The sequence below is a fragment of the Streptomyces gottesmaniae genome, from assembly GCF_031845845.1.
GTDB lineage: Bacteria > Actinomycetota > Actinomycetes > Streptomycetales > Streptomycetaceae > Streptomyces > Streptomyces akebiae.
Genome location: NZ_JAVRFJ010000013.1, coordinates 215,637 through 225,349 on the forward strand (window position 1 = coordinate 215,637; position 9,713 = coordinate 225,349).

Below are 9,713 nucleotides of genomic sequence, written 5' to 3' on the forward strand. Positions count from 1 at the left end.
GTCAGACCGGCGGGCGCCGCGCCGGGACGGTGCGCAGGAAGTCCGCCGACGGCACGAAGAACATGGTTCCGGTCACGGCCCGGGAGAAGTCCAGGATCGGGTCGTGACCGTTCGGCGGTTCGCCGAGGAACATCTTCCGCAACATCGCCTCGGGGACCGAGGGGTCGCGGGCATAGGCGATGAAGTACGTGCCGAACTCGCCCTGTCCGGGCGTGCCGAACGGCATGGCGGCGCGCAGTATGCGCTGCTCCGTGCCGTCGGGGCCGAGGAGGGTGTTGACGTCGACGTGCGAACCCTCCACGTCCAGTTCGAGGTTGGTCAGCTTGGTCCGGCCGATGACCTTCTCCTGGGCCTCGACCGGGAGTTTCTCCCAGGACTCCACGTCGTGCAGGTACTTCTGCACGAGCACATAGCTGCCGCCCCGGAAGTCCGGGTCCTCGTCACCGACCAGCACGGCTTCGGCCGCCACGCGCCCGACCGGGTTCTCGGTACCGTCGACGAAGCCGAGCAGGTTGCGGGAGTCGAAGTACGCGAAGGCCTGGACCTCGTCCTCCAGGGTGACCGCCCCGCGCAGTTGCCGCATGATCTCGGCGGCCAGCGCGAAGCAGAGGTCCACGCGGGTCGCCCGGATGTGGAAGAGCAGGTCGCCCGGCGTGGACACGGCCCGGTGCCGGGCCCCGTCCAGCTGCGGGAAGGGGTGCAGGGCGGCGGGGCGGGGCGAACCGAACAGGCGGTCCCAGGCCTCGGCGCCGATCCCGGCCACACAGCCCAGGGCGCCGTCGGGGCTGGAGAAGCCCACCGCCCGTTCCAGACCGGCGAGTCCCGCCAGCACCCCGCGCGCCGTCGACTCACCGCCGGGGACGACGCCGACGACCAGGAAGACGGCGGCGGGCGTCAGCGGGCTCAGCATCGGCTGTGACAGGACGTCCTCGGGCACGACCGGCGGCACCATGGCTCCCCCTCTTCTCGCACACACGTGTGCGGCACGCGTGGACGACATTCACTCGGAACGGCTCGGGGCGGCGCCGTGGGCAGACGCACGACCCCGTCGTCGCGCACCGCCTGCCCGGGGCACGTTCCGCCCCCCTCACCATGCCCGGTCGGCGCGAGGCCGATACCCGTCGGACCGCACTCCCCCGCAAACAATGAGGAACGCCACAATCCCCCACGCCACAAGGCCGGTTGGCGAAGTGTGGTCCTCGTTGTGTACGCGGCGACCCGCACGCCCAATACTGTGCGCAGACGTCACCAGGGGGGCTCGATGAAGTGGTTCAGACGCGACCGTGCGCAGCGGCAGGCCCCCGTGGCGCCTCCCCCCGGGGTCGGCAAGAGCCATGAGCCGCCCCCGCAGGCACCCGCGCAGGCACCCCCGCTGCTCACCGCGGGCGAGCCGGCTCTCCAGCGGATCGGTGGCGACGGCGACCAGGTCGCCCTGCTGACCACCGGGACGGACCCGGTCATCCTCGACATCACCCACTCCGGGAACGGGCACTTCGTCGTGGACGCCCTGGACGGGAGGCTGCACTCGCAGAGCCAACTCGTCTACACCGACGGCCCCTTCTCGTGCCGTGCCCTGGTGAACGCCGACGACCGGCCGGTGCGGGCGCTCCGCGTCCAGGCGGGCGGACCGTGGACGGTCGACGTGAGCCCGCTGTCGAGCGCGCTGACCTGTGAGGGCCCCACGCGACGTCCCGCCTCGGACGTGCTGCGCCACACCGGGGGTCCCGGGATCGCGACGCTCCGGTACGAGGGCGATCCGCGCTCCGACGACGGTGGGTACTTCCTCGTCGACACCTTCGAACCGGACGGAACCGGTTTCCTCGACGAACTGGCCAACCACGTGGGCCCCTGGCACGGCGAAGCCCCCGTCACCGGCCCCTGTCTCCTCTACGCCCGCTCCGACGGCCCGTGGTCGATCGTGGTCCGACTCCTGGATCCGCCCACCTCGCCCTGACCCCCGCCACCGCCTCGGGCGACCGCACCCACCGACGCGTCCTGGCCCCTCTCCACCGCCTGCCGAAGCTGACGGGCCGCCTTCGTCATGGGGCTGCGCGCCCAGGCACCACTCCCCGCCGGTGACACCACCGGATACCGGCGGACCCAGCCGAAGGGCATGAGCGACAAGGAACCGCCCCGGTGCGCCCGCTCTCCCGACCCTTCCTCCTCGCCCTGCCGACCCCGGCCACACCCACGTGCCCCCGGCGGACACGCCACCAGGTCCGGACGAGCGGCGGCTACAGGCAACCGAGGACGCGCTGACCACCGGCGAGCCGGGAGCACGACAGAGCCCACCATCCGGTGCGGGCCGCCGAGGTGCGGGGTGGCCGCCGCGCGGGACCCCGCGCACTCACCGACGGCCGGGCCTCGCCCGGTCAAGCGGCGGAAGCCGGCGCCTCCACGGTGCCCGGGTCCCGCTCCTCCGCGCCCTGGCCCGGATCCGAGGTGGCCCGCGCGCCGGGGATGAACACGGCGACCGCCGCCGCGACCAGCGCGGCACCGCAGCCGATCATCAGACCGGTCCGGAACCCGTCCTCCGAGGGCAGGCTGAAGCCGCCGAGCGTGGTGGTCATCTGGGCGAGCACCCCTCCGACCACAGCCGCCGTGACGGAGGTGCCCAGGGCACGCATCAGCGTGTTGAAGCTGTTGGCGGAGGCGGTCTCGGACAGCGGCACCGTGCTCAGTTGAGCGAGGCCTTCGGCCTCGACGCCTCCACCCTGCGCAGGCAGACCGCCGCCGCGCTGCGGGCCGGGCTGGTCGAGCACATCCTCGACCCGGAGGGCGGGGTGGCGCGGAAGTTCCGCATCACCGAGGAGGGCGAGCGCCGACTGGACGAGGAGCGCGAGGGCAACGTCCGTACGCTCGCCATGGTGCTGGAGGGCTGGTCCGACGAGGACATCGCCGGGTTCGCCGACTACCTGGAGCGCTTCAACACGAGCATCGAGCGGTTGGCCGGAAAGCCGTGGCCGCGCCCGTAGCCGGAGCCCTGGAGGCGGGTAGCCTCGGGAGCATGCGGATCTCCGTCTCCTCGGACATGGACGAGCCCGTCGCACGCCTTCTCCTCGCGGAGTTGCGCGGCCGGGGCCACGACGTCGTCACGCACGGCGCGCTGCGCGCCGGTGACGACCCCCGCTGGGCCGTCTGCTCGGAGGCGGCGGCGCGCGACGTCGCCACCGGCGCGTCCGACCAGGCCGTCGTGTGCTGCTGGACCGGCACGGGCGCGTCGATCGCCGCGAACAAGGTTCCGGGCGTTCGCGCGGCCCTGTGCACGGACGCCTACACGGCCGACGGCGCACGCCGGTGGAACGACGCCAATGTGCTGGCGCTCGGGCTGCGGCTGACCTCCGAGCCGCTGCTCAAGGAGATCCTGGACGCCTGGTTCGCCGCCGAGGCCGGTTCGGACGCCGACGACCGGGAGAACGTGGCCCACATCGCGCGACTCGACGTCAGCCGGGGTGACGGCCGGACCGGATGAACACGGGTTCGGCCCACCGGGGCGGCTCGGGCGGGGCCTCGGGCGGCCCGGACGCGGTCGGCGTGACCGCCCGGGTGGGCGCGTGCCCCGGCGGGAAGCCCCGAGCCGTCCCGGCCGCCCGGAGCGCCGCCACGAAGGAGAGGCAGGAGTCGTACCGGTCGTCCGGGGACTTGGCCAGCGCCGTCGCCATGACGTGGTCCACCGCGGGTGGCAGATCGGGGCGCACGCCGGTCAACGGGGGCGGTTGGTCGTACTGGTGGGCCCACAACAGGGCCATGTCGTCGTCCCGCTGGAACGGCGGCCGGCCGACGAGTGTCTCGTGGACGACGCAGGCGAGGCTGTAGACGTCGCAGCGGCCGTCGACCGGCTTGCCCGAGATCTGCTCCGGCGCCACGTAGTCGAGTGTCCCCACGAACTGGCCGACGGTGGTGAAGCCGGTCAGGGACAGCGACTTCTTCGTCAGGCCGAAGTCGGTGAGATAGACGTGCTCGGGGTGGTCGCTGTCCGTGCCCTGCGCGACCAGGATGTTGCCGGGCTTCACGTCCCGGTGCACCAGGCCGTGGTCGTGCGCCGCGTCGAGCGCGGAGGCGACCTGGGCGGCGATCCGCGTCGCGGTCGTGACCGGCAGCGGACCCTCCCGGTCCAGGAGATGCCGCAGATCGCTCCCGGCGACGTACCGCATGGCGATGTAGAGGACGCCGTCCGTCTCTCCGGCCTCGAAGACCGGCACGATGTGGGGGTGGTCGATCGCGGCGGCCACCCGTGACTCGTGGGTGAAGCGGCGCCGGAACGTGTCGTTGCGGGCCAGTTCCGGGGCGAGCAGCTTCAGCGCGACCGTCCGCTCCAGCCGCAGGTCCCTGGCCTGGTAGACGACGGCCATACCGCCCCGGCCGATCTCGCGCTCGACGCGGTAGCCGGCGATCTGCCGTCCGACCGGCTCGGAGGGGCGCCCCGCGTACGGCTGTGTGTCACTCATCGCGGGTCACCGGCGGGACCAGGCGCGTGGGCTCGTCCTCGCTCGGCCCGTGGTCCGCCGGGCGGGGGCCGGCCGGCCTGGTGTCGGGGGGCCTGGTATCGGGGGGTCGACGGTCGGTCGGCCCGGAGTCGGGCGGTCTCGGGTCCGCCGCTTCACGTACCGGGTCTCCCACGACCCTCGTGGGTTCCGGTGTCGCGGCGGGGACGGCGGCCGGTGCGAAGCGGGGGGCGGCCGGGGTCTCGCGCGGTTCGTCCACCGCGGCGAACGTGCTCAGCCGCGTCCCGTCGCAGTACACCCACCGCTCGTGCGCCGCGTCGAACAGCCACAGCGACTCACCGTCGACGACGACCCCGATCCGCAGCCCCTTCGTACGCTCGTGGAAGGACTCGCCGTCGCGGTGCCCGGCGGCCAGGGCCTCCGCCTCGGTGCGGTAGCGCGTCAGGGCCTCCTCGGCCCGGGCCAGCAGCGGACGCGGGTCGGCCGTACGGGCGGGTGCCACACCGGCGGCGGGCGGATCCTGCGGTACGGCGACCAGGAGGCGGCCGTCGACCCAGGCGGACCAGCCGTTGGCGCACAGGACATGGCCCCAGTCGCCGCGCCGTTCCAGCAGTTGGACCGGCAGCAGCGCGTCGAGGGCCACGGTCGGATGGGCCGGGTCGGGGCTCTCCCAGGCGGACAGGCCGCCCGGCGGGACGACATGGGTGGGCAGAAAGCCGGGCGTCGTCATGGCGGCTACTTCCGCATCACGGCGGGCTCACGGCGGCGCAGCAGCCGGGCGACGGCCCAGCCGCAGAGCAGCGAGAGGACGACGAGCATCCCCAGGTCGAGCAGCCACACGCCCGCCGAGTGCGCGAACAGCGGGTCCGAGGTGTCGGGGACGATCCGTTCCAGGTCGATCGTGCCGGCCATCGCGGCGAACGCCCACCGCGACGGCACCAGCCACGCCAGCTGTTCGAGGACGATCGTGCCCCGCACATCCAGCAGGGCGCCGCAGAACACGACCTGGACGATCGCGAGGAGCACCAGCAGCGGCATGGTGACCTCCTCCTTGCGGACCAGCGCGGAGACGACCAGGCCCAGCATCATCGCGGTGAAGGCGAGCAGTGCCACGGCGACCGTGATCTCGACCAGGGGCGGCAGCAACACGCCTTCACCGCCGGGCGCGTTGAGGTCGACGCCGAGCAGGGCGACCAGGGTGAGGACGATCGCCTGGAGGACGGTGACCGTGCCGAGGACGACGACCTTGGACATCAGGTACGCGGATCTGGACAGGCCCACCGCCCGTTCGCGCCGGTAGATGACGCGTTCCTTGACCAGTTCGCGCACGGCGTTCGCCGCACCCGTCAGCACACCGCCGACACAGAGGATGAGCAGCGCGTTCATGGCCGTCTCGCGGTCCAGGGTGCTGCCCGCGAGCGCCCTGGCCATCGCGCCCATCACGAACGGCAGCGCGATCATGATGGCGAGGAAGGTGCGGTCGGCGCCGAGCGCGGCCGCGTACCGGCGGACCAGTGTGCCGAGTTGGGCGCCCCAGCTCTGCGGCTTGGGCGGCGGCGCCACGGCGACCGGCTCCGGGTCGGCCTGGTAGGGCCGGCCCATGGCGGCGGTGACGTACTGGCGCCGTTGGGGCGAGTCGCGGTACTCCCCCGCCCAGTCCCGCTCCTGGTCCCGTTCGAAGGCCTCGAACGCCTCCGGCCACTGCTGGAAGCCGAAGAAGGCGAGGGTGTCCTCCGGCGGCCCGTAGTAGGCGACCTTGCCGCCGGGCGCCAGGACGAGGAGACGGTCGCAGACGTCGAGGCTGAGAACGCTGTGGGTGACGACGATGACCGTGCGTCCGTCGTCGGCCAGGCCGCGCAGCATGTGCATCACGGAGCGGTCCATGCCGGGGTCGAGCCCGGAGGTCGGTTCGTCCAGGAAGAGCAGGGAGGGTTTGGTCAGGAGTTCCAGGGCCACGCTGACCCGTTTGCGCTGGCCGCCGGAGAGGCTGTGGATGGGCTGGCCGGCGCGCTGTTCGAGGCCCAGTTCGCGGATCACCTCGTCGACGCGGGCCTGCCGCTCGGCCTTCGCGGTGTCCTGCGGGAAGCGGAGCTCGGCGGCGTAGGACAGGGCTCTGCGCACGGTCAGCTGGGCGTGCAGGATGTCGTCCTGCGGGACCAGGCCGATGCGCTGGCGCAGTTCGGCGTAGTCGCGGTAGAGGTCGCGGCCGTCGTAGAGGACGGTGCCGCTGTCGGCGGGGCGCTGCCCGGTGAGGGCGTTCAGCAGGGTGGACTTGCCCGCGCCGCTCGGGCCGACGACGGCGAGGAGGCATTTCTCGCCGACCGGAAACGACACACCGTCCAGTAGCGTCTTCCGGCCGCGGTCGACGGCGACGGTGAGTTCCTGGACGTCGAGGGAGACCTCCCCGGTGTCGACGTACTCCTGGAGTTCGTCGCCGACCAGGCAGAACGCGGAGTGACCGATGCCGACGATGTCACCGGGAGTGACCGGGGCCCGGTCGACGGGGGCGCCGTTGAGGTAGGTGCCGTTGTGGCTGCCGAGGTCGACGATCTCGTACGTGCCCTCCGGCCGCGCCCGGAGCTCGGCGTGTCGGCGGGAGACGACAAGGTCGTCGATGACCAGGTCGTTGTCCGAGGCCCGGCCGATGCGGACGGTTCGCTCGGGCAGCGGGTGGACGCTGGTGGGCTGCCGGAAGGTGCCGGTGGAGGCGGGGCGGTGGATGCCGGAGGGTCGCTCGGGGGCGAGGCCGGTGAGCACCGCGCGGGGGCCGTCGGGGAGGCTCCCGAAGTGGATGACCGTGCCGGGGCCGACGTCCCACTCGTGGACGCGGTGACCGTCGGCGTACGTGCCGTTGGTGCTGTTCTCGTCCTCGATGGTCCAGTGGCCGGCCTCGGCCCGCAGCACCGCGTGGTGCCACGAGACCCGGTCGTCGTCGAGGACGACGTCGCTGAGCGGGTCGCGTCCCACGTGGTAGGCGTGGGACGGGGCCAGCACGGTGGAGCCCGACTCGGTCTCCAGCACGAGTGCGGGCGCAGTCGGCGCGATCGACCGCTCTGCCATGCGGAAAATTCTACCGATCGGTCCCGATATGCGCGCCCGGCCGCTTCGGCGCGGCCCTGAGAGGCGGGCCGTACTGGGGGTCAGGCGGCGGGGGCGGCGATTCTCTGGGCGATGCGCTGCATGCGTACGGCGTCGACGGACTCGGCGAGCAGTTCGTACTCCGTGGTGTCGTCGTTGGTGGCGATCCGGACCAGGTTGCCGGCGGCCAACTCCTCGGCGACCAGATTCTGTTGTGCGTCGTCGGCGGACCATGCGCGCAGCTGGCTGGGCACGTCCGGTACGGTGTCGGCGACCGGAACGACCGCGTTCGGAGGGAAGTTCGGGTTCTCGGGTCGCGGGTCGAGGCGTTCGGCGATCCATAACGCGCGGTCGCGCATCCACCACAGCGCCAGCGCCAGGGTGGGGGCGCGATAGGTACCGAGGGGCACGCCGACGCGCTGACCGCCGCACCAGCCGTACGCGGTGACATGGCACAGGAATTCGTCGTGCACGCTTCGCTCCCCCGTTCGCACCGCCGAACCCGCCCGGCCCCACTCGCCGCGCGGACTTGCTCTCGCCTCGCAGACTTGCTGGTCGTGCGCGTCCGGCAACAAGACCGTCACACACGGTGACGTGAAGAGCGCGCATGGGTGCGCGTTCGTTCATGACTCAATCGCCCTGCCAGTTGAGTATCGCCACTCCTGACGCTCTGTCACCATGCCAATTCGGCCAGTCTCCTGGCATATGCGAGAGCGCGATTGGCCGAAACGCTGCGGAGGGCCCTGCGACCGGGCCTTCTCCGGGCCGAGGAGGGCGTGCGGGTGCCGGTCCTGGGGCCTGTCCACATCTTCTACGCATGTCCACGACGGAGTGTTCAACGAACATGCCCGGGGTCCGGGACCGCCCGGCGCCACCCGAGGCGGCGGTGGCGGTGGTGGCGGCGGTGGCGGCGGTGGTGGTCGGCGGCGGCGGCGGCAATAAAGGGGACGAGCGGCACGGATATCGTCCTGGCATGACACAGGAGTTCGATCTTGCCGCATCGCTCGCCAGAGGCGTCGAGGACCGCGGTGACGCGTGGATTTTCATCCGGGGCTTCGCCGCCCACTGGACCGACGCCGCACTGGGACACGAGGACGGATGGACGGCGGCCGATCTGGACACCGCCGAGGAGAGGCTGGGCCTCCGACTGCCCACAGCGTTGCGCGAGGCGTATCTGCTGCTGGGACGCCGTCGGGATCTCACCAGCAACCACGATGTGCTGCTCGGCCCCTCGGAGCTGTATGTCGACGACGACGGGAAGGCCCTGGTCTTCCGGCACGAGAACCAGGGAGCTGCTTCGTGGGGCGTCCTTCTCGACAACCTCCGGGACGACGACCCGGCGGTGCTCATCAAGCTCGACCTCGCCGACAAGAGCGCCGAGCGGTGGGAGCCCTGGCTGGAGCGTCTCTCCCTCTGCTTCGTCGAGATCGTCCTGTCCGAGTCCCTACAGGCCGACGACGGGCTCTGCGACTTCCTCGAACCGGATGACGACAGCCTCGAGCAGCTGGAGTCGAACGCCGTCCGGCTGCCGTTCCCGGCCTACCCCGTCGGCGAGGAGACACGGTGGTTCCTGGGCCGCGACGTCCTCCTGCGCGACGACGAGGGCGCGGCCGTCCTGGCTCGTGGCCGGACGGCGGAGGACCTCGACCGCGTCCGTGATCTCATCCCCGGCGACTGGCTCGACGACTGCCGCTGACCGTGCCCCTCCTCCGGGCACAGCTCGCGATGACTTTCCGCGCTCCCGGCGGTCTCCTGTTCGTAGCGCACCACCGGGAGCGGAGGAGACATCATGAGCACGCTCGACGAGCAGTTCACGGCGGAGCTGCGGAAGAGCCCCGCCAAGGGCGGCTGGACCTATCTCGTGTGGCCCGGGTCCACCGAGTTCTTCGGCACCCGCGGCCTGGTCAAGGTCCGCGGCACGATCGACGGCCACCCCTTCCGCAGCTCCTTCATGGCCCTGGGCGACGGCACCCACAAGCTGCCCGTCAAGGCCGATGTGCGCAAGGCGATCGGGAAGGAAGCGGGCCAGTCGGTGACCGTCCGCCTGGAGGAGCGGATCGAGGGCTAGGTGTATTGCCCTGAGAGGTTGGGGACGCGGCTGGCGGGTGGTTGGCCTTTCAGCGCGGTGTGTCCGCGGTGGTGATTGTAGGTGTGCAGCCAGCGGGGGAAGGCGTCGCGCCGTTCCTGCTC

Annotated in this window: 10 protein-coding genes and 2 pseudogenes; 5 read left to right on the forward strand and 7 right to left on the reverse strand. The window is 72.0% G+C overall.

The window, feature by feature from the left end; genetic code table 11:
• Position 1: 1 nt before the first annotated feature.
• Positions 2-952 carry a Dyp-type peroxidase gene (locus RM704_RS17300; protein WP_033526183.1) on the reverse strand — a complete coding sequence of 317 codons (951 nt, stop codon included), beginning with the start codon at positions 950-952 and terminating at the stop codon, positions 2-4.
• A 309-nt stretch (positions 953-1,261) separates the two neighbouring features.
• Between RM704_RS17300 and RM704_RS17305 the strand changes: the two genes are divergently transcribed.
• A complete protein-coding gene (locus RM704_RS17305; protein WP_033526184.1) occupies positions 1,262-1,954 on the forward strand; it encodes a hypothetical protein in 693 nt (230 codons plus the stop codon).
• Positions 1,955-2,372: 418 nt separating this feature from the next.
• On the opposite strand, the pseudogene RM704_RS17310 reads toward RM704_RS17305, so the two are convergent.
• Positions 2,373-2,681 (reverse strand): annotated as a pseudogene (locus RM704_RS17310) (MFS transporter); the annotation flags it as partial.
• On the opposite strand from RM704_RS17310, the gene RM704_RS17315 reads away from it, so the two are divergent.
• A complete protein-coding gene (locus RM704_RS17315; RefSeq protein WP_078937027.1) occupies positions 2,571-2,975 on the forward strand; it encodes a MarR family winged helix-turn-helix transcriptional regulator in 405 nt (134 codons plus the stop codon). The pseudogene RM704_RS17310 and the gene RM704_RS17315 sit on opposite strands and share 111 nt — an antisense overlap.
• Before the next feature lie 32 nt (positions 2,976-3,007).
• On the forward strand, positions 3,008-3,472 hold the full coding sequence (locus tag RM704_RS17320) for an RpiB/LacA/LacB family sugar-phosphate isomerase (protein WP_033526214.1): 465 nt from the start codon (positions 3,008-3,010) through the stop codon (positions 3,470-3,472).
• Here the strand turns inward: RM704_RS17320 and RM704_RS17325 are convergent.
• The 4 genes from RM704_RS17325 to RM704_RS17340 form a co-directional block, all read right to left on the reverse strand.
• A complete protein-coding gene (locus RM704_RS17325) occupies positions 3,444-4,448 on the reverse strand; it encodes a serine/threonine-protein kinase (RefSeq protein WP_033526185.1) in 1,005 nt (334 codons plus the stop codon). The genes RM704_RS17320 and RM704_RS17325 overlap by 29 nt on opposite strands.
• Positions 4,441-5,175 carry a thioredoxin domain-containing protein gene (locus RM704_RS17330; RefSeq protein WP_033526186.1) on the reverse strand — a complete coding sequence of 245 codons (735 nt, stop codon included), beginning with the start codon at positions 5,173-5,175 and terminating at the stop codon, positions 4,441-4,443. Before RM704_RS17330 ends, RM704_RS17325 begins: the two co-directional genes overlap by 8 nt.
• A gap of 5 nt (positions 5,176-5,180) precedes the next feature.
• Complete coding sequence (locus tag RM704_RS17335; protein ID WP_033526187.1) at positions 5,181-7,505, reverse strand: FHA domain-containing protein; 2,325 nt, start codon at positions 7,503-7,505, stop codon at positions 5,181-5,183.
• Between the two features lie 80 nt (positions 7,506-7,585).
• On the reverse strand, positions 7,586-7,996 hold the full coding sequence (locus tag RM704_RS17340) for a hypothetical protein (RefSeq protein ID WP_033526188.1): 411 nt from the start codon (positions 7,994-7,996) through the stop codon (positions 7,586-7,588).
• Between the two features lie 371 nt (positions 7,997-8,367).
• Between RM704_RS17340 and RM704_RS17345 the strand changes: the two genes are divergently transcribed.
• A complete protein-coding gene (locus RM704_RS17345) occupies positions 8,368-9,219 on the forward strand; it encodes an SMI1/KNR4 family protein (protein ID WP_311590765.1) in 852 nt (283 codons plus the stop codon).
• A gap of 93 nt (positions 9,220-9,312) precedes the next feature.
• Positions 9,313-9,591 (forward strand): DUF1905 domain-containing protein, encoded by a 279-nt coding sequence (locus RM704_RS17350; RefSeq protein ID WP_033526190.1) that lies wholly within the window; start codon positions 9,313-9,315, stop codon positions 9,589-9,591.
• Here the strand turns inward: RM704_RS17350 and RM704_RS17355 are convergent.
• Positions 9,588-9,713 (reverse strand): annotated as a pseudogene (locus RM704_RS17355) (IS481 family transposase); the annotation flags it as partial. The gene RM704_RS17350 and the pseudogene RM704_RS17355 sit on opposite strands and share 4 nt — an antisense overlap.

Coding starts and splice junctions, on each gene's coding strand:
- RM704_RS17300 (WP_033526183.1), bottom strand. CDS start 952: ATGGTGCCGCCGGTCGTGCCCGAGGACGTCCTGTCACAGCCGATGCTG.
- RM704_RS17305 (WP_033526184.1), top strand. CDS start 1,262: ATGAAGTGGTTCAGACGCGACCGTGCGCAGCGGCAGGCCCCCGTGGCG.
- RM704_RS17320 (WP_033526214.1), top strand. CDS start 3,008: ATGCGGATCTCCGTCTCCTCGGACATGGACGAGCCCGTCGCACGCCTT.
- RM704_RS17325 (WP_033526185.1), bottom strand. CDS start 4,448: ATGAGTGACACACAGCCGTACGCGGGGCGCCCCTCCGAGCCGGTCGGA.
- RM704_RS17330 (WP_033526186.1), bottom strand. CDS start 5,175: ATGACGACGCCCGGCTTTCTGCCCACCCATGTCGTCCCGCCGGGCGGC.
- RM704_RS17335 (WP_033526187.1), bottom strand. CDS start 7,505: ATGGCAGAGCGGTCGATCGCGCCGACTGCGCCCGCACTCGTGCTGGAG.
- RM704_RS17345 (WP_311590765.1), top strand. CDS start 8,368: ATGCCCGGGGTCCGGGACCGCCCGGCGCCACCCGAGGCGGCGGTGGCG.
- RM704_RS17350 (WP_033526190.1), top strand. CDS start 9,313: ATGAGCACGCTCGACGAGCAGTTCACGGCGGAGCTGCGGAAGAGCCCC.